This window comes from Nocardioides convexus (assembly GCF_011090295.1).
Genome location: NZ_JAAMYA010000001.1, coordinates 1,696,311 through 1,722,106, shown reverse-complemented (window position 1 = coordinate 1,722,106; position 25,796 = coordinate 1,696,311). Strand labels below are relative to the sequence as shown.

Below are 25,796 nucleotides of genomic sequence, written 5' to 3'. Positions count from 1 at the left end.
CGAAGGTGACCGAGCCCGGCGGCCTGGTCACGAGCCTTCACCTACGACGCGCTCGGCCGGACGAAGACGAAGACCGAGGCGTGGTCCGGTCGTCAGACGACCACCACCTACACCTACGACGAGATTCGTCCCGGGTCTCCAAGACGCTGCTCCCGGCGAGTCGGGACGCGATCACCGGGACCAGCCACCAGCAGCAGGTGGTGCAGACCTACGACGTGGACGGCAACGTTGCCACGACCGAGGTCAGTGACGCGCTCGGCGGTGACCCCGCGCGGCTGACGACCTACGAGTACGACGACCACAACCGGATGACCTCGGTCACCGACCCGTCGGGCAACCAGGTCTCCTACGAGTACGACCAGTTCGGCAACCAGACCTCGATGGTCGACGCCAAGGGGACCCGCACGGAGTTCGCCTACACCGCGCGCAACAAGATCGCCGAGGTTCGTCTGCGCGACCCGGACCAGAACGGCGCCGCGGGCTTCCTGGTCACCATGGCCTACGCCTACGACCCGGCCGGCCGGCTGGTGGCGACGTACGACGCGATGGGCCGCAAGGTCACCATCGACTACTTCCACGACGACCTGGTCGCGAAGAAGACGCTGACGACCTTCAAGCGCCCGGGGGAGACCCAGGAGACGCCGTACGTCCTGGAGCAGTACACCTACGACAAGGCCGGCGGGGTCGTCACCGAGAAGACCGGCAACGGCACGCGGCAGGTGACCTACACCCGCGACGAGCAGGGTCGCGTGAAGACGCAGACCGTCGGCGTCGCGCCGCTGACCCGCAAGACCACCTACACCTACGACAGACTCCGGGAACGTGAGCCGGGTCGACACCACGGGCGACAAGTCGAACGCCTCCTGGACGACGACCGACACCTCGAGCGTGTCCTACGGCTACGACGCCGCGGGCCGCCCGACGAGCGAGACGGTGACGCTGCCGTCGGGCACGGCCACCACCACCACGGCCTACGACGAGACCCGGCAACATCACCAAGGTGGTCTCCCCGCGCGGCAACGTCGCCGGTGCCAACCCCGACGACTACGCGACCACCTTCGCCTACGACGATGCGGGCAATCGCACCAAGGTGACGGCTCCGCCGACGCTTCGTGAGGAGTACGGCGCGAGTGCCACCACGGGGAGCGGGACCGAGGAGGTCGGCTACGACGCCTTCGGCGCGCCGGTGACCTCCCGCGACGCGCTCGGCCGGGTGAGCTCCGCGGAGTACGACAAGCGCGGCCTCGTCGTGAAGCAGGTCGCTCCGTCGTACACCGCCCCGGGAACGACGACCCCGGTCGTGCCGACCACGACCTTCGAGTACGACGCGAACGGCAACCAGACCAAGGTCACCGACCCGCGCGGGGTCGAGACCCGCTACGGCTACGACCGGCTGGGCCGGGTCGTGAAGGTCGACGCGGCCTCGCACGACAACGACGACCGCGCGGTGACGACCTACGCCTACACCCGCACCGGCCAGGTCAGCCGGATCGAGGGACCGCTGGGCACGAAGGTGGAGAGCACCTACGACGACCTGGACCGGCCGATCACCTCGACGCTCTTCGAGACGACGCCGGTGGCGGACACGTTCACCACCTCCTACGCCTACGACGACGCGAGCAACGTCACCGAGGTGACCTCGCCGGGGCTGAACAAGACCACCTCGACGTACGACGCGCTGGGCCAGCCTGCTCACCGTCAAGGACCCCGCCGGCGTGCAGTCGAGCTTCGGCTACGACGGCGCGGGGCGCCAGGTGATGGTCAAGGACGCCCTGGGCCGCACCTCGCGCACCGACTACGACGTCGCCGGCCGGATGACGGCGAGCGTGCAGGCTCAGTGCGGCCGGCGCGGAGGGCCCGAAGCAGACCTACGGCTACGACGTGGAGGGCAACCTGACCACCTCGACGCCGAGCGGCCTGCCCGCCTCGACGTACGAGTGGGACGCGGCGGGACGGCTCAAGAAGCAGGTGGAGCCGGCGACGGCGGGCTCGACGATCACCACCAGGCCTTCGGCTACGACGCCGCAGGGAACCGCACCCGGTTCACCGACGGGCGCGGCAACGACACGTGGTACCAGTACGGCACGTTCGGCCTGGAGTCGGTGATCGAACCGTCCACGTTGGCCCACCCGGCGCTGACGGATCGGCGCTGGCAGACCCGGTACGACCCGACGGGGCTGCCGGTCCAGCCTGACCGCGCCCGGCGGGGTGACCCGCCAGCGGGCGTACGACGCCGCGGGACGTCTGATCAGCGAGACCGGTGCGGGCGCGGAGGCGACCACCTCATCGCGGACGCTGACCTACGACCTGCTCGGCCGGCTCACGTCGGCCTCGACGCCGACCGGCACCGACACCTACTCCTACGACCAGCGCGGCCAGCTGCTGGAGGCCACCGGACCCTCGGGCGCGGCGAGCTTCGCCTACGACCGTGACGGCCAGGCTCACGCAGCGCAGCGACTCCTCGGGAACGTCGCTCTTCGGCTACACCAAGGGCCAGGCTGACCAGCGTCACCGACGGTTCCTCGGGGGCGCAGGTCGGCCTGACCTACGACAGTGCGGGGTCGCCGTCCACGATCGACTACGGTGCCGGCCGGGTACGGACCTTCGGCTACGACGCGTTCGGGCGGCAGGCCAGTGACGTGCTGAAGAACAGCGGCGGCCAGACGGTGGCCTCGACGTCGTACGAGTACAACGCCAAGGGCAGCGTGAGCCGCAAGGTCACCACTGGTGTCTCGGGGGCCTCGGACAACTCCTACACCTACGACGACGCGGCACGGCTGACGTCGTGGTCGGTGGCTGGGGGTGCGACCACGACCTACGCCTGGGACGCCTCGGGGAACCGGACGAAGGTCAACGGCGCGACCGCGACGTACGACCAGCGGAACCGGTTGATCTCCGACAACGGCACCGACTACAGCCTACAGCCCGCGGGGCTCGTTGAAGTCGCGGACCAACGGCAGCACGACCGAGGCGTTCACGTTCGACGCGTTCGACCGGATGATCAGCCAGGGTTCGAAGACCTACTCCTACGACGCGTTCGACCGGATCGCGCAGACCGGTGGGAAGAACTTCACCTACGCCGGTCTGGACGACGACGTCGTCGGAGACGGCACGTCGACCTTCGGTCGTGGTCCCGGTGGCGGGGTGCTGTCGGAGAGGTCCGGGACCCGCAACCGCATGTTGGTCTCGGACCAGCACGGTGACGTGACCGGTGCCTTCGACCCCGCGGACACCGCGCTCGCCGGGCTGCCGGACTCGCGGACGTTCGATCCGTGGGGCAAGAAGGTCGCCACGCAGGGCGCGAGACCGGCGGTGGGCTTCCAGGGCTCGTGGACCGACCCGGCGACGGGCGAGGTCAACATGAAGGCGCGGTGGTACAGCACCACCAGCGGCTCCTTCGACTCCCGCGACACCGCGTCGTACTCCTCGGGTCCCTCGATCCTGGCGAACAAGTACACCTATGGCGCAGGCGACCCGGTCACGCTGAACGACCCCGACGGCAACTGGCCCAGTCTGCGGCATCTGCAACAAGGTCAAGGACAAGGTCTCCAGCACCGTCTCCTCGGCGGTCTCCACGGCCAAGCACTACGCGAGCAATGCGTACGGCTACGCCTCGTCGGCGGCCTCCAAGGTCTACGGCTACGGCAAGGCGGCCGTGAGCGCGATCGCCGACGCCGGGCGCTGGGCCTACGACAAGGCCAAGCAGGGGCTGAACGCGATCAAGAACGCGATCGGTGCCACGATCAACTGGGCCAAGGACAGGATCTCCGACGGCATCGAGTGGGCGAAGCAGAAGGCGGCCGAGGCCGCCGCAGCCGCCCACCGTGCGGCGGTGGCCCTCACCGAGAAGACCCGTGCCGTCATCGAGCACGCGGCCAAGTACAACCCGCTGCCGGCCATCAAGGCGGCGGTCGCCCCGGTCTACGCCGGCCTGAAGACCGTGGTCTCCGCGGTCGCCAGCGCCCCGGCGCGGATCGTCCAGGCCACGGTCGACGTGGTGAAGACGACCGCCAAGCAGGTCCAGGCCATCTACGAGACGACGGTCAAGGCGGTCGGCAAGGTCGTCGAGTCCGTGTCCACCGCGGTGTCCGCGGCCGGTGACTGGGTCAAGGACAACTGGAAGACCATCGCCTCGGTCGCCGCCGGCATCGCCGTCGGTGCCGCGTGCACCGCGGTCACCGCGGGAGCCGGCAGCGTCGCCTGCGCGATGCTCGGCACGGCCGTGACCGGCGCGGTCGGCGGGGCCCTCGAGTGCCCGCAGGGCAAGTCGATGTCCGCCTGCATCGCCAAGGGCGCGGTCGACGCGGTCGTCGCCCCGGTCAAGGACGCGATCGGCTGCGTCACCGACCCGACGATCTCCGGCTGCGTCTCGACCGCCCTGTCGGTCCTGCCCGCCGCCGGCAGCAAGATCGGCGGCAAGGCGGCCGAGCGGTACCTCGGCAAGGCTCAAGGGCGGCTGCAGGCTGCTTCGCCGCGGGCACGAAGGTCGACACGGCCCAGGGCGACAAGCCGATCGAGAAGGTGGAGGTCGGCGACAAGGTCTGGGCCAAGGACATGGTCACGGGCAAGAAGCGCCTGCGGACCGTCAAGGCCGTCTCCAGCCACGTCGACACCCGGATGATGACGCTCGTCGTCGGCGGGGAGCGGATCCGGGTCACCACCGAGCACCCGTTCCACACCTCGCAGGGTTGGGTCCGCTCGGGCGACCTCAAGGCCGGCGACCGGGTGAGCCTGATCGACGGTGGCACGGCTGCGGTCACCTCGATCACCTACGACGCGAAGCCGACCCGGGTCTACAACTTCGAGGTCGAGGGCGACCACAACTACGCGGTCACCGAGACCGGCGTCCTGGTCCACAACTCATCGTGCGGCGCTGGAAGCGTCCGCTACGGCGAGCTCGACGACCTCGACCGTCCGACGGGCATGTCTGCCACGCTGACGCCCGACATGGTCGGCACGGGGACCCGGGCCAAGCAAGCGATCAGCCCCGCGGGCTTCGGTGGACGCAGTGCCGGACACGCACGAGGTCACCTTCTCGGCAAGCGACTCGGCGGGGACGGCGGCGACGCGCGCAACCTCATGACGCTCTACCAGAACCCGGTGAACAACCCCGCGATGCGTGGGTTCGAGAACCAGGTGCGTTCCGCCCTCGACGCGGGGGAGACGGTCAGCTACGCCGTGACCCCGATCTACCGTGGTTCGGAGCTCATGCCGATAGGCGTCACGATGAGCGCCCAGAGCGAGAGTCTGGACTTCTACGTCAGCATCGTGAACCGAAGGTAGGTGTGTGAAGAATGAGCGCGCTCGATCAGGCTCACCGAAATCGTGACCCCGCCGCACGACCCAAGAGCGGTGGCCTCGTGGGGACCAGTGGAAGAGGCTCTCGGCACCCCGCTGCCGGCGGACTTCAAGATCTTGGTGGACACCTACGGCGCGGGCGCCTTCGACGGCTTCCTGTGGCCGCTGCAACCCGGCAACGCCGGTCCGTTCCCTGGACATGGTGCAGCAGGCGACCGAGCAAGCTGGACGCGCTGCGCACTCTCCGGTCGACGATGGCGATTCCCTACGACGTCGCGGAGGAGAGCGCGGAGATCCTGCCCTGGGCGATCAGCGACAACGGCGACGTCTGCTACTGGGTCCGCCGGCCGGAATCGCCCCCTGACCTGTGGACGGTCGTCGTCAACGACAACGGCGGGCCGGACTGGGAGCCCTTCGACGGCACCGCGACCGAGTTCCTCGCCGCCGTGTTCACGCGTCGGCTGCGGAGCGAGATCTTTCCCGACGACTTTCCCGGCGAGGACCCCGAGTTCTCGGTGCTCGACGACTGACCTGGCTCCGCGGAGCCGAACCCGATCAACGCAAGGCGCTGGAGTACACACATGAACATCGTCCGTCGCACGCCCTTCCTCGCGCTCGTCCTCGCCCTCGTGGCCGGGTTCCTGGTCGCCCTCGCCCAGCCGGCTCCGCCGGCTCACGCGGGGGAGACGAGCACGACCAAGGGCAACTACGTCCCGCTCGCCACGCCGACCCGGCTGCTCACCAAGGCGCTCGGCACCAACGCCTCGGCTGCCTTCACCGCGGTCGGCGTCACCAACGTCCCCCGCGCCGGTACGACGGCCGTGGTGCTCACGGTGACCCTGACCAACACCGGTGCCAACTGGGGAGAGGTCTACATCGAGAGCAACTGCGGGACGGGCTGCAACGGAAACTCGGTGAAGGCGGGCTCGATGGAGGGCGGCAAGGGCCCGATGTCGAACACGGTCGTGGCCGAGATCGACCCGGCGAAGGCGACCGGTCACCTCACGGCGAGGGCCTTCACCTACACCTCCACGACGATGTCCGTGCAGGTCGACGTGGTCGGCTACTACACGACGGCCAGCGCGGGCGGCGGGTTCGTCGCGACCCGGCCGGTGACGTTGTTCGACACCCGTGCGAACGGCGGTGCCGCCATCCCCGCCGGTGGTACGACGACCCGCACCCTGACCGGCACCTCGATCCCGGCGGGAGCGACCTCGGCGTACATCGACCTGATCGCGACCGGGATCACCGCGGCCGGCACGGTGGTTGCCGTCCCGACGGGGACGGCCACGACCGGCTATCCCGCGCTCACCTTCTGGGCGGCCGCGTCGAGCAGGTCCGGACTCGTCTCGGTGAAGCCTGAGTGCCGCGGGACAGGTGACGTTCAAGAACACCAGCACCAAGCCGGTGCACCTGGTGGCCCGTTCGGAGGGCTACACGACGAGACTCGCCGACGACCGGTGCGGACCTGCGACCGTTGACCAGTGAGCCTGTGGCAGAAGAGCATGACCGCCACCAAGAAGATCGACATCCAGATCGCGGGCTACGCCGGCAGCAGCATCCCGGCCAACGCGGCGGGCGTCTTCGTGAACCTCGAGATCTTCGCGCCCAAGGGCGGCGGCAGCATCCGGATCTACCCGACCGGGCAGGCCGCCAACACCGCGTCGTACATCAACTTCACCTCCGACGGCACCTACGACCGCAGCAGCGGAGCCATCGTCGTACCCGGCGAGGGCGGGAAGATCACGGTCGAGGGCGCCGCCAACGGCGACTTCTGGATGAGCCTGCAGACCCTGGCGTACTTCGCGGCGCCGTCGGGCTACGCGAGCGCGGGTGGGACGCCGGCGTTCTCGGTGGTGCACACGAGCCTGGGCGACTGCTACGGCTACCTCGACCCGGCGGCGTCGAACGTGCGGGTGGGGTGTGATCCGCAGGACGGCACGGAGCCGATCTACGCGGTGATCTCGCCGGCGGGGCACACGTTCCGTGGTCCGTTCTCGATGGTTGCTCGTCCTGGCGGCCGGTACGTCGTGGTGGCGACCCACGCTCCGGACGGCGAGGTCTGGACCTGGGACCTGCCGTACTCGCCCGGTGCGCCGCCGGTGACCACCGCGGTCCGCACATTCCGCTACTCGCGCACCCCGGTCGCGACGGCGACCTTACCGACGGGTGCTCCGGTGGGCTTCACGGCTGATGGCCAGGGCCGGTTCTGGGCGATCGACCTCAGCATCGCCGCTCCGGAGCAGCCGCGGTGGAAGCCGCTCGACATCCCGGCCCTCGCGCCCGCGGCCGGCAACGAGGCTGACGGCGTTGAGCACGCCCGCCGGCATCCGGCTCTTCGGGGTCACGAGCACCGGTGACGTGGTCACCGGCCTGTACGCCTCGGCGACCTCGACCACGCTGGACTGGCAGAGCCTGGGGACGGCCGGGGTGGTCAACCGGGTCGCGGTCGCGTTGTCGCAGTCGGGGGAGCCGCGGCTCGCCGTACGGCACGGTGACGGCACGATCTGGAGCGCGAACCTGACCGCGGCGGGTCAGACGGCCGATGGCTGGCACCAGGTGGGCATGACGTACAACGGCGCCGCGGTGGAGCCGTCGGGCTCGCCGACGGTGCTCTACGACCCGCAGACCCAGGCTCAACGGGGTGCTCGTGTGGTCGGGCTCCGTCGGGACGGGTGCGCTGTACCGGGTGTGGGAGACCGCGCCGAACTCGGGTGACTTCGCGGGTCCGGCGGGTGGGATCTCGCTGGAGACCGGTGGGATCGCCTCGGACGTGACGGCCTGGGACTACCGCACGGAGGAGCCGTTGTACCGCCGGTTCAGGCTTCCTCTACCTCGATGCCAACTACTCCCGGAAGATCGCAACCAGCTATGCGTCCTGACCCGCAGAACCGCACGAGGAGCCGCGCAGCAGCCCTGCTGGCGGTCCTGCTGCTGGCCGGCCTGCTGGTCACGGCGGCACCGAGCGTTACGCCGCCCGCGGAGGCGGGGGAGAGCGGGGCCACCGTCCAGGGGAACTACGTGCCGCTGACCAAGCCGGCGCGGGTGCTGAGCAAGACGTTCACCGCGACGACCGCGAGCGAGAACGTGGTCTCCTTCACGGCGCTCGGTGTCCAGGGCATCCCGCGCACGGGCACGACGGCGCTGGTGCTGGTCGCCAGCCTCAAGACCACCGATCCCTACTCCTACCTCTGGTTGTGCTCGGTCTTCCTCTCCGACGGCTCGTGCCGCCAGAACTACGTCTCGCAGACCGACGGGGTCGTGGGGAACGTCAGCGGTGTGCTCACGCTGCCGGTCGACGCCTCGAAGACGACCAACCAGGTGCGGTTGACGACCACCAGGAAGGCGGCCACGGTCACCGTCGACGTGGCGGGCTACTACACCTCGACCGCCACGGGCGGCGGCTTCGTTCCGACCCGCCAGACGACCGTGCTCGACACCCGGTCGGCGCCTGAGGTGATCGTGCCGGCAGGCGGGGTGATCACCCGCAAGGCCGACGGGCGGGATCATCCCGGATGGCTCGACAGCGGCGTACCTCAACGTGTCCGTCAGGCTCGATCACGGCGGCGGGCACCGTCATCGCGGTCCCGGCGCCGGTGGACCCGGCGACGGCGTATCCGGTGATGACGTTCTGGAACGGCGCCAGGCTCCCGCAACGACCTGGCGATCGTCGATGCGCCCGCCGACGGACGGGTGACGTTCAAGAACACCAGCACCAAGCCCGTCCACCTGATCGTGCGGGCGCAGGGTTACACGACGAGCTTCGCCGGCGACCGGCGCGGACTACCAGCCGATCACCAACCACAACAGCAAGGGATCCAACGTCACGGTCGAGCCGGGCCAGAAGATGGATCTCCCGGTGGCCGGGCTGGCGGTGTGGATGATCCCGCTGAACGGCACGGCTGCCGTGCCGGCCAAGATCAGCGTCTGGCCGGTGCCCTACGACGCCACCCCCGTGTCGGGGTACATCCGGGTCTATCCGAAGGACCAGGCCGCGCCCACCACGTCCGCCCTCACCTTCAACGCGTCGATGGCAGGCTTCCGTGAGGCCACCGCGATGCTGGTGCCGGGACACAAGGTCAGCCAGTCGACGCGCTGGGTGACGGTCGAGAACGTCTCGACGATCTCCGTCAGCGTCGCGATCGACATCCACGGCTACTTCCTCGGCCCGCAGAACTACGCGACCGCCGGCGGTGAGCCGATGGTCGGGGTCGCTCGCACGAGCCTGGGGCCCTGCTACGGCTACCTCGACCCGGCCAACCAGGGGATCACCGCGGGCTGCGCGGACGACTACGACCAGGCCGGGCTGGAAACCGTGTGGTCGCCGATCGGCGCGCTGGGGGAGAAGTTCCGAGGCCCGGTGGCGGTGGCCTCCCGGTCGGGAGGCCGGTTCGCGGTCGCGGCCGTCCACGCGACCGACGGCGAAGCCTGTGGACCTGGGAGTTCGCGCACAGCGCGGGGGCTCTGCCCGACACGCCTCCCATCCGGTCCTTCCGGCGGGTCAAGAGCAACGTGGTCGCCGCCAACCTGCCCGACGGCAAGCCGGTCGGCTTCGTCACCGACGTGCAGGGCCGCTTCTGGGCGATCGACCTCGACGTCAAGGCGCCCGAGCAGCCGCACTGGAAGCAGACTCGACATCCCGGCGGCGGATCTCGCGCCCGTCGGCGACCTGACGGCCGTCACCACGGCCTCGGGCATCCAGGCTCGCCGCCCGCGCCGCGTCGGGCGACGTGGTCACCGGCTCGTACGCCGCGGGCGCGACCAGCCTGGGCTGGCACAGCCTCGGTGCGGTCGACACGGTCAGCAAGGTCGGTCTCGGGGTCGCGCAGTCGGGTGACATCCGGCTCGCGGTGCGGCACTCGGACGAACTCGGTGTGGAGCGCCTCGCTCGACCCGGCGACCGGGCTGACGGTGGACGGGTGGCACCCGGTCGGCGTACCGGACCCGGCGGTCGCGCCGGTCGGGACGCCGTCGGTGGTCTACGACCCGCAGACCCAGCGCAACGGGATCCTCGTCCGTTCGGGCGCGACGTCGACCGGTGCGTTGTACCGGGTGTGGGAGAGCACGCCGGGCTCCGGCGACTTCTCCGGTGCCTTCACCGGCGTCAGCCTGGAGTCGAGCGGGGTCGCCTCGGACCTGACGACGTGGGACTACCGCACCGAGGAGCCGCTCTACCGCCGGTGGAGCCTTCCTGTACCTCGACGGCAGCCTCTCCCGACGACTGGGGACCAGCTATGCGTCGTGACCGGTTCCACCGGTTCGCCGGTCTTCTCGCCCTCGCGTTGCTGGCTTCCGTGCTGGTGGGCTTCGCGCCGAGTGCCGTGCCGCCCGCCCACGCGGGGGAGAGCAGCACGTCGACCCAGGGCAACTACGTCGCGCTGAGCAAGCCGGCGCGGGTGTTGAGCAAGACCTTCACCGAGGCCGTCTACTGGAACAGCGCGAACGTCACCGCGCTCGGGGTGCAGGGGATCCCGCGCGCCGGCACCCGGGCCCTGGTGGTCGTCGCGACCGTCAAGAGCAGCGACGCCGAGGCTTACGTCCAGGTGGACACCAACTGGGCGAACGGCAAACGGACGCACTGGGGCGGTGTCACCGGCACGAACGGCGTGACGACGGCCGTGAGCGGCATGACCGTCGTGCCGGTCGACGAAGGCCTCGCGACCGAGCAGACTCTACCTGCGCACCACCGAGCAGCCCGCCACCGTGACGTTGGACGTGGTCGGCTACTACACGGCGAACGCAGTGGGCGGCGGGTTCGTGGCGACCCGCCCGGCGACGCTGTTCGACACCCGCAACGCCCCGGAGGTCATCGTGCCCGCGGGCGGTGTGGTCACCCGCAAGCCCGACCGGCGGGGTCATCCCCGAGGGTGCCACCGCGGCGTACCTCAACCTCGCGGTCGGCTCGATCACCGCGGCGGGTTCGGTGGTCGCCGTGCCGGCGCCGGTGGACCCGGCGACGGCGAACCCGGTGATGACGTTCTGGAACGGTGCCACCACCCACGTCGACATGGCGGTGGTGAAGCCTGCCGGCCGACGGCAGGGTGACCTTCAAGAACACCAGCAGCAAACCCGCGCACCTGATGGTGCGGGCGCAGGGCTACAGCACGAGTCTCGCCGGCGACGGGGGCGGACTTCCAGCCCTATACGTGGATCACCGGCTATCCGGGGAACTCCACGCGGGTCGAGCCCAATTCGAGCGCAGAGCCTCCCCGTCACCGGAGTCGACGTCCTCGGCATCCCCAACGACGCTGTGGCGGTACCGGTCGCCATCGGCGTGCACATCCCCGACGGCACGACCCCGGCCTATGGATCCCTCCGGATCCATCCCAAGGGCGAGGCGGGCGGTTCGACGATCTCCTCGGTCACGTTCAACGCATCGGGGGACGGTGGCCGCTCTGCAGGGGGAGTTCTCGTCCCCGGTCGCGAGGGCGTGTGGTCCAACGGGAAGGCTGAGGCAACGGCGGGTCGTGGTGGAGAACGTCTCGTCGGTCCCGGTGACGGTCTCGATCGAGGTCCGGGGCCACTTCGCGGTGTCCGGCAACGCCGTCGCCGCCGGAGGCGACCCTCTCGTCGGCCTCGCGCGCACCAGCGCCGGACCTTGCTACGGCTACGTCGACCCCACCAGCCAGGGCGTCGCGGCCACCTGCACGGACGACTACGACGACACCGGTCTCGGCGCGGTGTGGTCGCCGCTGGGCGCGGCGGACGAGAGGTTCCGCGCGCCCGTCGCGATCGCCTCGCGGACCGGAGGACGGTTCGTGGTGGCCGCGGTGCACGCACCGGACGGCGAGGTCTGGACGTGGCAGCGCGCGCACGGCGCGGGTGCCCTGCCCGACACGCCGCCCGTGCGCACCTACCGACGGGTCCGGACCGCCGTCACCACCGCCAACTCGCCCGACGGCAAGCCGGTCGGCTTCGCCGCGGACGCCGAGGGCCGCTGGTGGGCGATCGACCTCGACGTCCCCGCCCCCGAGCAGCCGGTCTGGAAGCCGCTGGGGGTTCCTGCGGCCGCGGTGGCTCCCGTTGGCGACGTGACCGCTGTCGAGACACCCACCGGCATCCGGCTCGCCGCCCGCACCGCGTCGGGCGATGTCGTCACCGGCACGTACGCCGCGGGCGCGACGAGCCTCGGCTGGCGCAGCCTGGGCGCGGTCGACACGGTCAGCAAGGTCGGTCTGGGGGTCGCGCAGTCCGGGGACATCCGGCTCGCCGTGCGCCACAGTGACAGCACGGTGTGGAGCGCCCGTCTGGACCCGGCGACCGGTGTCACCGTCGACGGGTGGCACCCGGTCGGCGTACCGGACCCGGCGGTCGCGCCGGTCGGGACGCCGTCGGTGGTCTACGACCCGCTCACCCAGCGCAACGGCATCCTGGTGCGCTCGGGTGCGACGTCGGGTGGCGCGTTGTACCGGGTGTGGGAGAGCGCGCCGGGCTCCGGCGACTTCTCCGGTTCGTTCACCGGCGTCAGCCTGGAGTCGAGCGGGATCTCCTCCGACCTGACCACCTGGGACCACCGCACCGAGGAGCCGTTGTACCGCCGATGGGGCTTCCTCTACGTCGACGGGGCCGGCTCGAAGCGGATCGGCAGCAGCCTCGTCCCCTAGGCTCTCCGGACGCACGGTGAGGGTCTGCGCGGACGTGCCGAGCGGACCCTCCTCGTCGTGCAGCACCGAGCCTGGTCACGCCGACCCCGCCGGGCCCGAAGGAGACGGTGGTGTCCAGCCCGAGCCAGCCCTCGGCCGGCGGGCGCAGCAGGTGGGCGGTGAGGTCGAGGTTGGGGAAGGCGACCTTCGCCGGGTCGGTGCGCACGGCGATGCCGTTGGTGATGTCGAGCAGGCCGGCGACGGCGGCGAGGCGGGTCACCGGCTCATCGGCGACGAGCGGGTGGTCGGTGCGCACCCAGCAGGTCGAGCGGCCGGGGCCGAAGTCCTTGCGGCGCACCTCCACCGAGGCGATGAAGCCACCGGGCCACAGGCTGCTCATGTCCCACGGCTGCAGGCTCCTCGGGCCCCGGTACGGCGGGCAGGTCGGAGCCCGCGAGGGCGGCGGTGTCGTAGGGCTCGGCGAGCCAGGCGCGCAGGATCACCACCGCCCGCCCGCCGTACGACGCGGTGGCCTGCACCAGGCTCGATGGTGCGCCCCGGCCGGAGCACCTCCACGGCGACGTCGATCGGCTCGATCGGGACGGTGCCGAGGATGTCGTAGGACAGGCGGCTGACGACGAGGTCGCCGCCGCGCCGGGCGGCCAGGTCCCGCTCGACCTCGTGGGCCAGGACGCCGAGGGCGGGCGCGATGTGCTGGGTGGCGCGGTCCCACGCGCCGCCGACGTGCTCGGTCGGGGTGAAGGTGTGCGGGGAAGTCCGGTGCCAGTACGCCACGGGTCCCATTGTCGCGGGCCGCGGGTGCGCGCCGTACCTCCGAAGGAGGGGCTGCGTTCACCTCGGCCTCTCCATCGCGCCACCTGCGACTGGTCGGCTTCCGGGCATGACTCGGAAGACCACTCTCCCCAGCCTCCTCACGCGCTCGCTCGTCGCCGCCACGACCACCGCCGTCGTCGCCCTCGGTGCGGCGACCGCCCCCGCGACCGCCGCCCCCGGCCACGGCGGCCCGCAGGCGGGCCACCACCGCGCGAGCACGCCGCTGGTGTTCGCTCACCGCGGCGCGTCCGGCTACCGCCCGGAGCACACCCTGGCGGCGTACAAGGCTGGCGATCGCGATGGGCGCCGACTACGTCGAGCCCGACCTCGTCTCCACCAAGGACGGCGTCCTCGTGGCCCGCCACGAGAACGAGATCAGCGGCACCACCGACGTCGCCGCGCACCCGGAGTTCGCGGCCCGCAAGACCACCAAGGTCATCGACGGCACCGCGATCACCGGCTGGTTCACCGAGGACTTCACGCTGCGTGAGACCAAGACCCTGCGCGCCAAGGAGCGCCTGCCGCAGGTGCGCCCGGGCAACACCGTCTACGACGGCAAGTTCGAGATCCCGACCTTCCAAGAGGTCATCGACCTGGTGAAGACCGAGTCGCGCCGCAACCACCGCGCCATCGGGATCGCGCCGGAGACCAAGCACCCCACCTACTTCGACTCGATCGGGCTCTCGCTGGAGGAGCCGCTGGTGCGCACCCTGCGCCGCAACGGCCTCGACCGCCGCGACGCCAAGGTCGTCATCCAGTCCTTCGAGACCACCAACCTGCGCCAGGCTCGACCGGCTCACGCGGGTGCCGCTGGCCCAGGCTCGTCGACGCCGCGGGCCAGCCCTTCGACCTCAAGTCGGCGGGCAAGGCCACGACCTACGCCGACCTGGTCACGAAGGCGGGCCTGGCCGGCATCGCGTCGTACGCCGACTGGGTCGCGCCGGCGAAGAACCTGATCCTGCCCCGCGACGCCGCCGGCGCCATCGGCACGCCGAGCAGCCTGGTTCCCGACGCGCACCGCGTTGGTCTGCAGGTGGTGACCTGGACGCTGCGGGTGGAGAACCAGTTCCTCCCGGCCAACTACCGCCGGGGCACCGACCCGAACGCCCACGGCGACCTCGTCGGCGAGACCCAGGCCTTCCTGGACGCCGGTGTGGACGCGGTCTTCTCCGACCAGGCCGACATCGCCGTGACCGCGCGCGACGCCTGGCTCGCGCGACGCGCCGCGGCCTGACCCGGTTCAGGGACCCGGCAGGGGGCACCATGGCGGCATGCGCCTGGGCCCCCTGCTGGCATCCCTGTCGGTCGTCCTCGCCGGAACGCTGCTCGCCGCGCCGCCCGTCGCGGCCGAGCCGAGCGCCCCGGTGCTCACCGCCCCGGCGTCGTACGCCGACCGGACGACCCCGCTGAGCATCACCGCCGCGCCGGAGACGCCGGTGAGCGTGGAGCGCATGCTCGACGGCACGTGGGTCTCCGCCGGCTCGGCCACGACCGACGCCGCGGGGCACGCGACGCTCGCCGTCGCGGTCAGCCGGGTGCCCGCACGCAACGCGCTGCGGGCCACGGCGGGCGGCCTGACCGGGCAGTACCAGGCTCGCGCTCCGGGCGATGCCCACCTGGACCCGGGTGATCGGCCCGGCCACCGTGGTCGACGAGCGGACGATCCCGCTCGCCGTCGTACGACGCACGGCAGAGGGGGTCGCGGTGCCCGGACCGGTGCTCCTGCAGCGGGTGGTGGGCGGTGCCTGGCGCACCGTGCAGACCCTGCGCGTGGACGCCACGGGGGTGGCCCGCACCCGCACCACGCCGCGCGAGGACAGCCGCTGGCGTGCGATCAGCCCGGCACAGCCGTGGGCCGCGTCGTCGGTGAGCCCGCAGGCTCGCGATCGACAACCTGCCGCCCGCCCGTGCGGTGGTGCTGCCGCGCTCGGCCCCGAAGCCCCGCGCGCTGCCCGCCCAGGCCCGCGCGACCGGCGCCGGCGCCCGGCCGGTGATCACCACCATCCCGAACGCGGTGTGGCGCAGCATGGTCGGGCGCACCTGGCACCAGGGCTGCCCGGTCGGGCGCTCCGGGCTGCGCCTGCTGAGGATCAACTACTGGGACTACTCCGGCTACCGGCGTCGCGGAGAGACTCGTCGCCGCCGCCTCCGTCGTGCGCCAGATGGCCGGCGCCCTCACCGACATGTACGACGCGAGGCTGCCCATCCGCTCGATGTACCGGGTCGACCGCTTCGGCTGGTCGAAGCGGGTCCAGGGCGGCAACGACTACGCCTCGATGGCCGCCGGCAACACCTCGGCGTTCAACTGCCGCTGGGTCGTCGGGCGTCCCGGCGTGCGCAGCCCGCACGCCTACGGCCGCGCACTCGACGTGAACACCTTCGAGAACCCCTACCTCTCCCGCGAGGGCTGGGTGCCGAACTCGTGGTGGCCCAGCCACTCCGACCCCCGAGTGGCCTGGCGCAGCAGCAGCCACGCGGTGGTGCGGATCATGAACCGCCACGGCCTGCGCTGGACCTACCGGGTCTCGGACTCCCAGCACTTCGACGCGGTGCCGCGCGGTGGCCGGCCGATCGTCGTACCGGGCTGCGAGGTCGTGGTCTGCCACTAGTCCGGTAGGTCCCGGTCTAGCCTGAGGCCGTGGCCGACTGCATCTTCTGCGCCATCGTCGCCGGGGACGCCCCGGCGGACGTGGTGCTCGACGAACCGGACTTCCTGGCCTTCCTGGACCGGCGCCCGGTGTTCAAGGGGCACGTGCTGCTCGTCCCGCGCACCCACGTGGTGACCCTGCCGGACCTGCCGGCCGAGCCTGCGCGACGGCTTCCTCGGCGCCGCGCAGCGGCTGGCGACCGCCGTCGTGGAGGGGCTCGGAGCGCAGGGCGGCTTCGTGGCGATGAACAACATCGTCAGCCAGTCCGTGCCGCACCTGCACCTGCACGTCGTCCCCCGCACCAAGGGCGACGGGCTGCGCGGCTTCTTCTGGCCCCGGCGCAAGTACGCCGAGGGGGGAGTCCGCGGAGCATGCCGCCCGGCTCCGCGCGGCCTTGGCGTCATAGGCTGCGCCTGATCGTCACCACCGACTTGAAGAGGTAGAGACACATGGGTCGTTTCGACGGGCGGGTCGCCGTCATCACCGGAGCAGCGCGCGGGATCGGGTTCGGCACCGCCACCCGCTTCGCCGAGGAGGGCGCGTCGGTCGCGATCGTCGACCTCGACGAGGCCGCCGCCGCGGAGGCCGCCGCCAAGCTGCCGCTGGCCGAGGGCGCGAAGGCCGTCGGCGTGGGCGCCAACGTGTCCGACGGGGCCTCGGTCGACGCCGCGATCGAGCGGGTGGTCGCCGAGCCGGCGGCATCCACGTGCTGGTCAACAACGCGGGCATCACCCGCGACAACCTCCTGTTCAAGATGACCGAGGAGGACTGGGACCTGGTCATGGGCGTGCACCTCAAGGGCGCCTTCTTGATGACCAAGGCCGCACAGAAGCACTTCGTGGAGCAGAAGTACGGCAAGGTCGTGAACATCTCCTCGATCTCGGCCCTGGGCAACCGCGGCCAGGCCAACTACTCCGCAGCCAAGATGGGCGTGCAGGGCTTCACCCGCACCCTCGGCATCGAGACTCGGCCCGTTCGGCATCAACGTCAACGCGGTCGCCCCGGGCTTCATCGCCACCGAGATGACCGACGCCACCGCCGCCCGGCTCAAGATGGACGTCGACGAGTTCCGCCGGCTCAACGCCGAGGCCAACCCGGTGCGCCGGGTGGGCTTCCCCGAGGACATCGCCGCCGCGGTGACCTTCCTCGCCGCCGACGAGTCGTCGTACATCACCGGCCAGACCATCTACGTCGACGGCGGCATCAGCCTGGGGACCTGACGCGCCCGGCACGCACGCTGGCGGCGCTTGACGACGGCTCCGCCCTCCAGGTCGCCGTCGCGCCGCCGCCTTGCCATCGCACGCACCGGACGCGTCAGGAACTGAGAACCCCGCAAGGCAAAGCCTCGGAGCCGTCCCCGCGACACGCGGGGGCGGCTCCGTCGTACGCCGCGGGGCTGCGCCACACTTGACGCGTGCGTCTGACTTCCCTTCGCTCCGCCCTGCCCGCCTCGCTCGTCGTGATGAGCCTCGTCCTCGCCGGCTGCGGCGACGACAAGGGTGGTGACAAGCCGGAGAGCAAGGACTCGCCGAGCCAGTCGGCCGCGCCGGACGTGCCGCAGACCTGGCCGCTGACCGGCATCCAGGCCAAGGCGGGGGAGTCGGTGGCCCAGGACCACCCGGTCATCGTCACCAAGATCGACAACTCGCCGGCCAGCGCGCCGCAGGTCGGGCTGAGCAAGGCGGACCTGATCGTCGAGGAGCCTGGTCGAGGGCGGGATCACCCGGCTGGCGGCGTTCTACTACTCCCAGGCTGCCCGGCGACATCGGCCCGGTCCGCTCGATGCGCGCCAGCGACATCGGCATCGTCTCGCCGGTCAAGGGCGTGATCACGACCAGCGGCGCCGCGGGCGTCACCATCGACCGGATCAACCGCGCGAAGATCAAGTTCTTCGCCGAGGGCGGCCCGGGCTTCTACCGCGACAGCAGCCGCCACGCGCCGTACAACCTCTTCACCAGCCTCAAGAAGGTCGCCAAGAAGACCGAGGACGGCAAGGACCAGCGTCCCGCCGACTACCTGCCGTGGGGCTCGGCGGCCGACCTCCCGGCGGGCAAGCCGGCGTCGTCGCTGTCGGCGCACTTCGGCAGCCGGACGACGAACTGGTCCTTCCAGGGCGGCAAGTACGTCAACACCAACTCCAACGCCGCCAAGGGCGACCGCTTCCAGCCCGACACCGTGCTGGTGCTGCGGGTGAAGGTCGTGGACGCGGGCTACCGCGACCCGGCGGGCAACTTCGTGCCGGAGAGCAAGTTCAAGGGCACCGGCGCCGCGCAGATCTTCCACAACGGCCGGTCGTCGACGGCACCTGGACGAAGGCGAAGTCCGACTCCGAGACTCACCCTGTCCACTGCCGCCGGCGCGCTCAAGGTGCCGGCGGGCAAGGTGTGGATCGAGTCTGGTGCCGGTCGACGGCAACGGCGGATCGGTGACCTTCGGGAAGTAGCCCCTCAGGCGTCGTCGGCCCCGGGGAGCGGGATCTCCCCGGTGTCGGCGAAGGCGTTGGGGTTGTCGAGGCCCTGCTCGACCAGGCTCTGCACGCCGGCGAGCAGGAACCCGATCGCCCCCTCGACCCGCATCGCGGCGGCCTCGGGGTCCTCCGAGGTCGCCACCGACTCCCCGGCCGAGGACATCGCGCCGAAGAAGATCCGCGAGAAGGTCTGCAGCATCGGCTCGTCGAGCTCCCAGGAGCCCGCGGCCAGCGTGGAGCGGACGATCTCCACGATGTTGGCGTACGTCGAGCGCTCCTCCTGCTCGCGGAAGCGCTCGTAGCCCAGCACGGCCGGGCCGTCCTGGATCACGATCCGGCGGTAGCGCGACTCCTGGACGACCTCCAGGAACGAGCGGAGGCCCTGCAGCGCCTTGCGCCACGGGTCCTTCTCGTTGCGCAGCGCCTTCTGGATCCGCTTCGAGGACTCCTGCTCGACCCGCTCGAAGACGGCCTCGAAGAGCGCCTGCTTGCCGGAGTAGTGGTGGTAGAGCGCGCCCTTGGTCACCCGGGCGCCGGCGACGACGGCGTCGAGCGAGGTGGCGGCGTAGCCCTTCTCGGCGAAGAGCTTCTCCGCGACGTCGACCAGGGCGCGCTTGGTCGAGGCGGAGTACGCCGCACGGCGGGTCGCGCCGGGGACCCCGGGGACCTTGGGGACCAGGCTTGGAGACCGACGCCTTCGCCACCGCCTCAGCATAGGCAGAACCGGCGCTCAGGCGTGACACCGGTCACCCCCCGAGGTGGGCGGGATCACGGTGCCGTTCCGTTTGGCATACCCCCTAGTCTGCGCCATACTCGTAGTACGTACCAGCGGTATGTCAGGTACCCACAGTCTTGCTCCCGAGAGCCTGACAGCCGCCGAGCACCAAGGGAGCCTGACCATGACCTGGAAGGCCTACCACAACCGGGGCGAGACCCTGCGCGCCGTCATCGCGACCTCATCCGTCCGTCGCGACGGGCGCCTGCCCATGGACGTCGCCGGCGTCTCGGAGACCTTCCGCGACGAGACTCGACCTGCTGGCCGCGCTCACGCTGAAGTGGCACACCCGTCTCTCCGGCAACATCGAGCAGATGCTCGCCCACCAGCCCACCGACCTCGACGAGGCCGTCACCGTCGCGTGGAGCAACACCGCGCACGAGCCTGCCCGGCGTCCGGATGATCATCGACCATTACCTCGCGCAGCCGCTCGACGCGGCGATGGGCGAGGCCATGAAGACCGCTGCCGACAAGGAGCACTACCTGCTCGCCGTGATGGCCGGCCGCTCGAGCCTGCTCAGCGAGGAGGCCGCCCGCCGCGTCGGTGCCGGCCTGGAGGAGCGGGCTCGCCTGCTCCACCGCGGCATCCCGGTCATCACCCCGGACGCGGCCTACGAGGAGCCGATCGTGCGCGGCTCGCTCCTCGAGCGGCTGCGGGCCGTGCTCGCCGCCTGACCACATCCCTCCCTCCCGGGCCCCGGGCCCGACGCGACCTCCCTCCCTTTTCGCGTCGGACCCGGGGCCCTTCCTCGTCTGGGGGATGATGGCGCCATGGCGCGCGCAACCGGATCCGGGTCGGGGAGATCGCGGCGGGCAGCCTGCTGCTGGCCTCCGCCGGCCTGCTCGACCCGAACTTCGCCGACACCGTCGTGCTGCTGCTCGACGTCAACGACGAGGGTGCACTCGGGGTCGTCCTGAACCGCCCCTCGGCGCTCCCGGTCTCGGAGGTGCTGGGGGAGTGGGGCGACGTCGTCGACGAGCCGGAGGTGCTCTTCCAGGGCGGCCCGGTCGCGACCGACGGCGCGCTCGCGGTGGCGCTGGCCGCGCCCGGCGGCGAGGGCGGCGCCGGCTTCCGCCCGGTGTGGGGGCGGCTCGGGCTGCTGGACCTCGACACCCCGCGCGAGCCTGGTCGAGGGCACGGTCGACCGGCTGCGGATCTTCGCCGGGTACGCCGGCTGGGGTGTCGGGCAGCCTGGAGGCGGAGGTCGCCGAGGGGAGCCTGGTACGTCGTCCCGGGGGAGGTGGAGGACGTCTTCGGCGACGAGGCGCCGGACCTGCGCCGTCAGGTGCTGCGCCGCCAACCGGGCGACCTGGCACTGCACGCGACCCGGCCGATGGACCCGGAGACCAACTGATTTGAGACATCGATGTCTCGTGTGAGACAGTGAAGTCTCACTCAAGGAGGCCTCATGTCCACCCGGGACACCGTGCTCGCTGCCGCGCAGCGCCTGCTCACCACCGACCCCACCGCGTCCATGGCGCAGATCGCCGCCGCCGCGGGCGTGGGCCGGGCGACCGTGCACCGCCACTTCGCCAGCCGAGAGGACCTGCTGCACGAGATCGGCCGCCGCTCGCTGGACACCTGGGGGACCAGCCTGGCGACGGTCGCGGACGCGGGCCGCTCCGGTGACGCCGATCGGATCCGCACCGCCCTGGAGGAGCCTGCTCGGCCTGTTCGTGGCCGACGCCGAGGAGGCCGGCATCGCGCTGACCGACCCGACGGTGCTCAACGAGCCGAGCCTCAAGGCGCGCGCCGACGTGCTCTTCGCCGAGGAGGTCGCGCTGTACGCCGCCGCCCAGGAGGCGGGCGTGCTGCGCTCCGACGTACCGGCGCGGTGGTTGGGGCACGCGGTCTACGGCCTGCTCGTCTCGGTCCGCGACGCGCTGGTGGCCGGTGACGTGGCCCGCCGCGACGCGGCCGACCTCGTCCGCTCGATGTTCTTCGAGGGAGGTGCCGCGCGATGACCGCCCTGCTCCCCACCGCACCCGCCACGGACCGCCGCCGGTGGGCCGGCCTGGCCGTGCTGGCCGCGAGCCTGCTCGTCGTGGTCATGGACATGACCGTGCTCAACGTGGCGTTGCCCGACCTCACCGAGGACCTGCACGCCGGCGCGCTCGCGCAGGCTGTGGATCGTCGACGTCTACTCGCTCGTCCTCGCCGGCCTGCTCGTGCCCGTTGCCGCGCTCGCCGACCGCTGGGGCCGGCGCCGGATGCTTCTGACCGGCTTCACGATCTTCGCGGTGGCCTCGCTCGCCGCGCTCCTTGCCGGCTCGTCCGGGGAGGTGATCGCGATCCGCGCGCTGCTCGGCATCGGCGGCGCGATGATCATGCCCGCGACCCTGTCGCTGATCCGCGCGCTCTTCCCCGACGCCCGCGAGCGCGCCTTCGCGCTCGGGCTGTGGGCGGCGACCGCGGCGGTCGGCGGTGCGGTCGGCCCGATCGTCGGTGGCGCGCTGCTCAGCGCGTTCAGGCTGGCACGCGGCCTTCCTCGTCAACGTCCCGCTCATGGTCGTCGCCTTCGTGGCCGGCCGGGCGCTGCTGCCGGAGAGCCGCTCGGAGCGGCCGGGCCGCGTCGACGCGGCCGGTGTGCTGCTGTCGGTCGGCGGCATGGTCGCCGCCGTGTATGCCGTCAAGCACCTCGGCAAGGAGGGCCCGGACCTGACGACGCTCGTCGTGCTCGCCGCCGGCGCCGCGCTGCTGACCACCTTCGTGCGGCGCTGCCAGCGCCAGGAGAACCCGATGCTGGCGGTCGGGCTGTTCGCGAACCCGGTCTTCCGGGCCGGTGTGCTCACCGCGCTGGTCAGCAGCACGGTGATGATCGCGCTCCTCTTCGTCGGCTCGCAGTGGTTGCAGGCTGGTCCAGGGCTGGAGCCCGCTCGTCGCGGGCGTCGCGCTGCTCCCGATGGCCCTCGGCGGCCTGGTCGGCCCGCCCCTGGCGCCCGCGGTCGCGGCCCGCCTCGGCGCCCGCAACGTGATCGTCGCCGGCCTCGTCGTGCTCGCCCTCGGCCTGCTCACGCTGTGGCTGCTGCCGCGCCCGCTGCCGTACGCCGGCGTGGCGCTCGCGCTCCTGCTCGTCGGCTTCGGCACCGCCGCCCTCGGCCTGGCGTCCGCGCTCATCATGGGCGCCGCTCCGGCGCACCAGGCCGGCTCGGCGGCCGCGGTGGAGGAGATGTCCTACGAGGTCGGTGGCGTGCTCGGCGTCGCCGTGCTCGGCAGCCTGGCTGGGGTGGTCTACCGCGGCGGGCTGCCGGCGGGTGCCGCACCGGAGGCCGTGGAGTCGATCTCCGGGGCGCTGGGCACCCCGGTCGAGGGCGCCGCCCTCGCGTCGTACGCCGATGCGTTCGGGGCGGTCGGCCTCGCCGGCGCGCTGATCACGCTGGTCGTCGCGGTGATCGTGTGGCGTGGCCTGCCGGGGGACGTGGATGTCTCCGGCGGCCACTAGACTGCACCTGTGACCACGATCGGATTCTCGACAGACACGGACGTCCGCGAGGACCGCCGTACCGTCCCGACCGACGAGGGCGACCACGAGCGGTTCTCGCACTACGTGGACAAGGACAAAGCTCACCGAGGCGATGGTCATGGGCACGCCGGTGGTGGCCCTGTGCGGCAAGGTCTGGGTGCCGAGCCGGGCGCCGGAGAAGTTCCCGGTCTGCCCGGACTGCAAGGAAGTCTGGGAGTCGATGTCCGACGACAACGACGGGTCCGGTCCCGACGCATGACCTCGCTCGGTCCGGCGTGGCCGGAGCGGGCAGCCTGGGGCACGGCGCCGTCGCTGCGTGCCTGGCAGAGCGCCGCGCTCCAGGACTACCTCGCCCGCAACCCTCGCGACTTCCTCGCCGTGGCGACCCCCGGCGCCGGCAAGACGACCTTCGCGCTGACCGTGGCCGCCGAGCCTGATCGGCCGCCGGGTCGTGGACCGGCTGATCATCGTCGCGCCCACCGAGCACCTCAAGATGCAGTGGGCCGAGGCGGCGGCGCGGGCCGGGATCCCGGTCGACCCGACGTACTCCGCGGGGGCCGGCAAGATCTCCAGCGACTACGTCGGCGTCGCGGTCACCTACGCCGGCGTGGGCGTCAACCCGCTCGCCATGCGGATCCGCACGGAGCGCTTCCGGACCCTGGTCATCCTCGACGAGGTGCACCACGCCGGTGACTCGCTGAGCCTGGGGTGAGGGCGTGCGCGAGGCCTTCGAACCGGCCGCCCGCCGGCTCGCGCTGACCGGTACGCCGTTCCGCTCCGACGTGAACCCGATCCCGTTCGTGACCTACGCACCCGGCGAGGACGGCGTGCCGACCTCGGTGGCCGACTACACCTACGGCTACGCCGAGGCGCTGGCCGACCACGTCGTACGCCCCGTCCTCTTCCTCGCCTACTCCGGGCAGATGAGCCTGGCGCACCCGGGCCGGCGACGAGGTCGCCGCCTCGCTCGGCGAGCCGCTGACCAAGGACATGACCTCGCAGGCGCTGCGCACCGCGCTCGACCCGCAGGGCTCCTGGATCCCCTCGGTCCTCCAGGCCGCCGACAAGCGGCTCTCCGAGGTCCGCCGTCACGTCCCCGACGCCGGTGGCCTGGTGATCGCCACCGACCAGGACTCCGCGCGGGCCTACGCCAAGACGCTCAAGCAGATCACCGGTGAGTCCGCGACCGTCGTGCTCTCCGACGAGAAGGCCGCCTCGAAGAAGATCTCCGCCTTCAGCGCCGACGAGAGCCGCTGGATGGTGGCCGTGCGGATGGTGTCCGAGGGTGTCGACGTCCCACGGCTGGCGGTCGGGGTGTGGGCGACCACCACCTCGACCCCGCTGTTCTTCGCCCAGGCCGTCGGCCGCTTCGTGCGTGCCCGGACCCGCGGCGAGATCGCCTCGGTCTTCCTGCCGTCCGTGCCCGGCCTGCTGACCTACGCCGCGGAGCCTGGAGGTCCAGCGCGACCACGTGCTCGGACGCAAGGTCACCGACGACGGCGACATCTTCGCCGCTGAGGACGACCTGATGAACCAGGCGAACGCCGGCGAGGCGGCCTCCGACGAGCCTGGAGGCACTGCCCTTCGAGGCGCTCGGCTCCGAGGCCCGCTTCGACCACGCGCTCTACGACGGCGCGCAGTTCGGCCACGAGGGCGAGGTCCACGTGGGCTCGGAGGAGGAGATGGACTTCCTCGGCATCCCCGGCCTGCTCGAGCCGGACCAGATGCGCTCGCTGCTGCGCCAGCGCCAGGAGGACCGGCGTCGTACCAAGCCCCGGGTGGAGGTCGAGGAGCGCGCCGCCGACACCCTCGCCGACGTCACCACCCACGAGCACCTGGCGCTGCTGCGTCGCGAGACTCAACGGCCTGGTCGCCTCCTGGAACCACCGCACCGGGCAGGCGCACGGGATCACCCACGCCGCGCTGCGCAAGGAGTGCGGGGGGCCGGCCGCCGCCGTCGCGAACGCCGAGCAGTCTGCGCAAGCGGATCGACCGGATCCGCGAGTGGTCGGTGCGCAAGTCCTCCTGATCCGCGACGAACCGCGGCTCTCGGCACCACGAACCGTGGCTCGTGGCTCCACCAAACGTGGCTAGGGGTGCTCCGAGGTGATGGGTGGTGGCAACCACGAGCCGAACCTCGATGCACCACGAGCCAGACTTCGTGGTGCCACGAGCCAGACTTCGTGCTCAGCCCTCGAACGGCCGCACGCCCGGCCCCGGCCGGGTGGCCACCTGGCGGGGGTCCTCGATGCGATGCCCGCCGGCGCAGTGCACCTCGACGTGCACGTCCTCCTCGCAGTCGCCGCGGTGCACGAACCTGGTCGGCGGGCCGCCGGGGTCGGCGAGGTGGCGGTCGCCCCACTGCCCGATCGCGAGCAGGACCGGCTGGAGCTCGAGGCCCCTGTCGGTGAGCCGGTACTCGTGCCGGGTGCGGGCGCCGTCGTCGCGGTAGGGCTCCTGGCGCAGGATGCCGTGCTCGACCAGCGTGGTGAGCCGGGCGGAGAGCACCTGGCGGGGGATGCCGGTGTGGCGTCGGATGTCGTCGAAGCGTCGTACGCCGAGGAAGACCTCGCGCAGCACGACGACCGTCCACCGCTCGCCCAGGATGGCCATGGTGCGGCCGAGGGTGCAGTTCTCGACCGACCAGGCGAGCGCCGGCGGGGTGGACATGGGGCCACTATAGGCGACCTAGGTCTCATTGACAGACCCAGGCTTGGCGCTGATCAG

At 71.6% G+C, this 25,796-nt stretch carries 34 protein-coding genes and 4 pseudogenes; 34 read left to right on the top strand and 4 right to left on the bottom strand.

Annotation, left to right across the window (positions count from 1 at the left end; translation table 11 throughout):
• Positions 1–5: 5 nt before the first annotated feature.
• The 16 genes from G5V59_RS12840 (at position 6) to G5V59_RS12765 (ending at position 11,270) form a co-directional block, all read left to right on the top strand.
• The gene (locus G5V59_RS12840) at positions 6–1,094 is read left to right on the top strand and encodes a hypothetical protein (protein ID WP_278256680.1); all 1,089 of its coding nucleotides are present in this window, start codon (positions 6–8) and stop codon (positions 1,092–1,094) included.
• Complete coding sequence (locus G5V59_RS12835; protein WP_278256679.1) at positions 1,001–1,897, top strand: hypothetical protein; 897 nt, start codon at positions 1,001–1,003, stop codon at positions 1,895–1,897. The genes G5V59_RS12840 and G5V59_RS12835 overlap by 94 nt, the downstream gene beginning before the upstream one ends.
• Complete coding sequence (locus G5V59_RS12830; RefSeq protein ID WP_278256678.1) at positions 1,815–2,432, top strand: hypothetical protein; 618 nt, start codon at positions 1,815–1,817, stop codon at positions 2,430–2,432. Before G5V59_RS12835 ends, G5V59_RS12830 begins: the two co-directional genes overlap by 83 nt.
• Positions 2,429–2,638 (top strand): hypothetical protein, encoded by a 210-nt coding sequence (locus G5V59_RS12825; RefSeq protein ID WP_278256677.1) that lies wholly within the window; start codon positions 2,429–2,431, stop codon positions 2,636–2,638. Before G5V59_RS12830 ends, G5V59_RS12825 begins: the two co-directional genes overlap by 4 nt.
• 1 nt (position 2,639) lies before the next feature.
• The gene (locus G5V59_RS12820; RefSeq protein ID WP_278256676.1) at positions 2,640–3,203 is read left to right on the top strand and encodes an RHS repeat domain-containing protein; all 564 of its coding nucleotides are present in this window, start codon (positions 2,640–2,642) and stop codon (positions 3,201–3,203) included.
• A gap of 1 nt (position 3,204) precedes the next feature.
• Positions 3,205–4,101, top strand: coding sequence for an RHS repeat-associated core domain-containing protein (locus G5V59_RS12815; protein WP_278256675.1), 897 nt, complete (start codon positions 3,205–3,207; stop codon positions 4,099–4,101).
• Positions 4,073–4,621: a hypothetical protein gene (locus G5V59_RS12810; protein WP_278256674.1), complete on the top strand. Its 549-nt coding sequence runs from the start codon at positions 4,073–4,075 to the stop codon at positions 4,619–4,621. Before G5V59_RS12815 ends, G5V59_RS12810 begins: the two co-directional genes overlap by 29 nt.
• Positions 4,522–5,283 carry a DNA/RNA non-specific endonuclease gene (locus G5V59_RS12805; protein ID WP_278256673.1) on the top strand — a complete coding sequence of 254 codons (762 nt, stop codon included), beginning with the start codon at positions 4,522–4,524 and terminating at the stop codon, positions 5,281–5,283. The genes G5V59_RS12810 and G5V59_RS12805 overlap by 100 nt, the downstream gene beginning before the upstream one ends.
• Before the next feature lie 77 nt (positions 5,284–5,360).
• Entirely contained in the window at positions 5,361–5,828 is a 468-nt protein-coding gene (locus G5V59_RS12800; RefSeq protein ID WP_278256672.1) for a hypothetical protein, read from the top strand.
• A gap of 51 nt (positions 5,829–5,879) precedes the next feature.
• Positions 5,880–6,779 carry a hypothetical protein gene (locus G5V59_RS12795; RefSeq protein ID WP_278256671.1) on the top strand — a complete coding sequence of 300 codons (900 nt, stop codon included), beginning with the start codon at positions 5,880–5,882 and terminating at the stop codon, positions 6,777–6,779.
• Positions 6,780–6,803: 24 nt separating this feature from the next.
• Positions 6,804–7,658 carry a hypothetical protein gene (locus tag G5V59_RS12790; RefSeq protein ID WP_278256670.1) on the top strand — a complete coding sequence of 285 codons (855 nt, stop codon included), beginning with the start codon at positions 6,804–6,806 and terminating at the stop codon, positions 7,656–7,658.
• The gene (locus G5V59_RS12785; protein WP_278256669.1) at positions 7,609–8,016 is read left to right on the top strand and encodes a hypothetical protein; all 408 of its coding nucleotides are present in this window, start codon (positions 7,609–7,611) and stop codon (positions 8,014–8,016) included. The genes G5V59_RS12790 and G5V59_RS12785 overlap by 50 nt, the downstream gene beginning before the upstream one ends.
• Positions 8,017–8,169: 153 nt before the next feature.
• Entirely contained in the window at positions 8,170–8,922 is a 753-nt protein-coding gene (locus tag G5V59_RS12780; RefSeq protein WP_278256668.1) for a hypothetical protein, read from the top strand.
• Between the two features lie 223 nt (positions 8,923–9,145).
• Positions 9,146–10,135 carry a hypothetical protein gene (locus tag G5V59_RS12775; protein ID WP_278256667.1) on the top strand — a complete coding sequence of 330 codons (990 nt, stop codon included), beginning with the start codon at positions 9,146–9,148 and terminating at the stop codon, positions 10,133–10,135.
• A 35-nt stretch (positions 10,136–10,170) separates the two neighbouring features.
• Positions 10,171–10,680 (top strand): hypothetical protein, encoded by a 510-nt coding sequence (locus tag G5V59_RS12770; RefSeq protein ID WP_278256666.1) that lies wholly within the window; start codon positions 10,171–10,173, stop codon positions 10,678–10,680.
• A complete protein-coding gene (locus G5V59_RS12765) occupies positions 10,620–11,270 on the top strand; it encodes a hypothetical protein (RefSeq protein ID WP_278256665.1) in 651 nt (216 codons plus the stop codon). Before G5V59_RS12770 ends, G5V59_RS12765 begins: the two co-directional genes overlap by 61 nt.
• A gap of 1,492 nt (positions 11,271–12,762) precedes the next feature.
• Here G5V59_RS12765 and G5V59_RS36635 read toward each other — a convergent pair.
• Together G5V59_RS36635 and G5V59_RS12750 are read right to left on the bottom strand one after the other, a co-directional pair.
• A complete protein-coding gene (locus G5V59_RS36635; protein WP_341350931.1) occupies positions 12,763–13,281 on the bottom strand; it encodes a hypothetical protein in 519 nt (172 codons plus the stop codon).
• A complete protein-coding gene (locus tag G5V59_RS12750) occupies positions 13,278–13,676 on the bottom strand; it encodes an acyl-CoA thioesterase domain-containing protein (RefSeq protein WP_278256663.1) in 399 nt (132 codons plus the stop codon). Before G5V59_RS12750 ends, G5V59_RS36635 begins: the two co-directional genes overlap by 4 nt.
• A gap of 338 nt (positions 13,677–14,014) precedes the next feature.
• On the opposite strand from G5V59_RS12750, the gene G5V59_RS12745 reads away from it, so the two are divergent.
• From G5V59_RS12745 to G5V59_RS12705, 9 genes and pseudogenes are all read left to right on the top strand, one after another.
• Positions 14,015–14,671, top strand: a complete 657-nt coding sequence (locus G5V59_RS12745; RefSeq protein ID WP_278256662.1) for a glycerophosphodiester phosphodiesterase family protein — start codon at positions 14,015–14,017, stop codon at positions 14,669–14,671.
• Between the two features lie 80 nt (positions 14,672–14,751).
• Entirely contained in the window at positions 14,752–14,949 is a 198-nt protein-coding gene (locus tag G5V59_RS12740) for a hypothetical protein (RefSeq protein WP_278256661.1), read from the top strand.
• Between the two features lie 37 nt (positions 14,950–14,986).
• Entirely contained in the window at positions 14,987–15,709 is a 723-nt protein-coding gene (locus G5V59_RS12735) for a hypothetical protein (protein WP_278256660.1), read from the top strand.
• 168 nt (positions 15,710–15,877) lie between these two features.
• A complete protein-coding gene (locus tag G5V59_RS12730) occupies positions 15,878–16,324 on the top strand; it encodes a M15 family metallopeptidase (RefSeq protein ID WP_278259830.1) in 447 nt (148 codons plus the stop codon).
• Positions 16,325–16,353: 29 nt separating this feature from the next.
• Positions 16,354–16,461: pseudogene (locus G5V59_RS36630) on the top strand (HIT family protein); the annotation flags it as partial.
• Between the two features lie 109 nt (positions 16,462–16,570).
• A complete protein-coding gene (locus G5V59_RS12720) occupies positions 16,571–16,780 on the top strand; it encodes a hypothetical protein (protein ID WP_278259829.1) in 210 nt (69 codons plus the stop codon).
• Positions 16,781–16,812: 32 nt separating this feature from the next.
• Positions 16,813–17,583, top strand: a pseudogene (gene fabG / locus G5V59_RS12715) (3-oxoacyl-ACP reductase FabG).
• A 194-nt stretch (positions 17,584–17,777) separates the two neighbouring features.
• Positions 17,778–18,191, top strand: coding sequence for a DUF3048 domain-containing protein (locus G5V59_RS12710; RefSeq protein ID WP_278256659.1), 414 nt, complete (start codon positions 17,778–17,780; stop codon positions 18,189–18,191).
• Positions 18,192–18,384: 193 nt separating this feature from the next.
• Entirely contained in the window at positions 18,385–18,792 is a 408-nt protein-coding gene (locus G5V59_RS12705; protein WP_278256658.1) for a hypothetical protein, read from the top strand.
• 18 nt (positions 18,793–18,810) lie between these two features.
• Here the strand turns inward: G5V59_RS12705 and G5V59_RS12700 are convergent, their stop codons facing one another.
• Positions 18,811–19,545 carry a TetR/AcrR family transcriptional regulator gene (locus G5V59_RS12700; protein ID WP_278256657.1) on the bottom strand — a complete coding sequence of 245 codons (735 nt, stop codon included), beginning with the start codon at positions 19,543–19,545 and terminating at the stop codon, positions 18,811–18,813.
• A 184-nt stretch (positions 19,546–19,729) separates the two neighbouring features.
• Here G5V59_RS12700 and G5V59_RS12695 point away from each other — a divergent pair, with 184 nt between their 5' ends.
• The 9 genes and pseudogenes from G5V59_RS12695 (at position 19,730) to G5V59_RS12655 (ending at position 25,098) form a co-directional block, all read left to right on the top strand.
• On the top strand, positions 19,730–20,008 hold the full coding sequence (locus G5V59_RS12695) for a hypothetical protein (RefSeq protein WP_278256656.1): 279 nt from the start codon (positions 19,730–19,732) through the stop codon (positions 20,006–20,008).
• Positions 20,005–20,280 (top strand): hypothetical protein, encoded by a 276-nt coding sequence (locus G5V59_RS12690; RefSeq protein WP_278256655.1) that lies wholly within the window; start codon positions 20,005–20,007, stop codon positions 20,278–20,280. Before G5V59_RS12695 ends, G5V59_RS12690 begins: the two co-directional genes overlap by 4 nt.
• 113 nt (positions 20,281–20,393) lie before the next feature.
• Complete coding sequence (locus G5V59_RS12685; RefSeq protein ID WP_341351205.1) at positions 20,394–20,960, top strand: YqgE/AlgH family protein; 567 nt, start codon at positions 20,394–20,396, stop codon at positions 20,958–20,960.
• A gap of 54 nt (positions 20,961–21,014) precedes the next feature.
• Positions 21,015–21,503 carry a TetR family transcriptional regulator gene (locus G5V59_RS12680; protein WP_278256654.1) on the top strand — a complete coding sequence of 163 codons (489 nt, stop codon included), beginning with the start codon at positions 21,015–21,017 and terminating at the stop codon, positions 21,501–21,503.
• The gene (locus G5V59_RS12675; protein ID WP_278256653.1) at positions 21,500–21,826 is read left to right on the top strand and encodes a hypothetical protein; all 327 of its coding nucleotides are present in this window, start codon (positions 21,500–21,502) and stop codon (positions 21,824–21,826) included. Before G5V59_RS12680 ends, G5V59_RS12675 begins: the two co-directional genes overlap by 4 nt.
• Positions 21,775–22,581, top strand: coding sequence for an MFS transporter (locus G5V59_RS12670; RefSeq protein WP_278256652.1), 807 nt, complete (start codon positions 21,775–21,777; stop codon positions 22,579–22,581). The genes G5V59_RS12675 and G5V59_RS12670 overlap by 52 nt, the downstream gene beginning before the upstream one ends.
• Positions 22,509–23,048, top strand: coding sequence for a hypothetical protein (locus G5V59_RS12665; RefSeq protein ID WP_278256651.1), 540 nt, complete (start codon positions 22,509–22,511; stop codon positions 23,046–23,048). Before G5V59_RS12670 ends, G5V59_RS12665 begins: the two co-directional genes overlap by 73 nt.
• Before the next feature lie 18 nt (positions 23,049–23,066).
• Positions 23,067–23,328 (top strand): annotated as a pseudogene (locus tag G5V59_RS12660) (DUF3039 domain-containing protein).
• Positions 23,325–25,098, top strand: a pseudogene (locus tag G5V59_RS12655) (DEAD/DEAH box helicase). The pseudogenes G5V59_RS12660 and G5V59_RS12655 overlap by 4 nt, the downstream one beginning before the upstream one ends.
• 158 nt (positions 25,099–25,256) lie before the next feature.
• Here G5V59_RS12655 and G5V59_RS12650 read toward each other — a convergent pair.
• Positions 25,257–25,739 carry a helix-turn-helix domain-containing protein gene (locus G5V59_RS12650; RefSeq protein WP_278256650.1) on the bottom strand — a complete coding sequence of 161 codons (483 nt, stop codon included), beginning with the start codon at positions 25,737–25,739 and terminating at the stop codon, positions 25,257–25,259.
• Positions 25,740–25,796 lie beyond the last annotated feature (57 nt).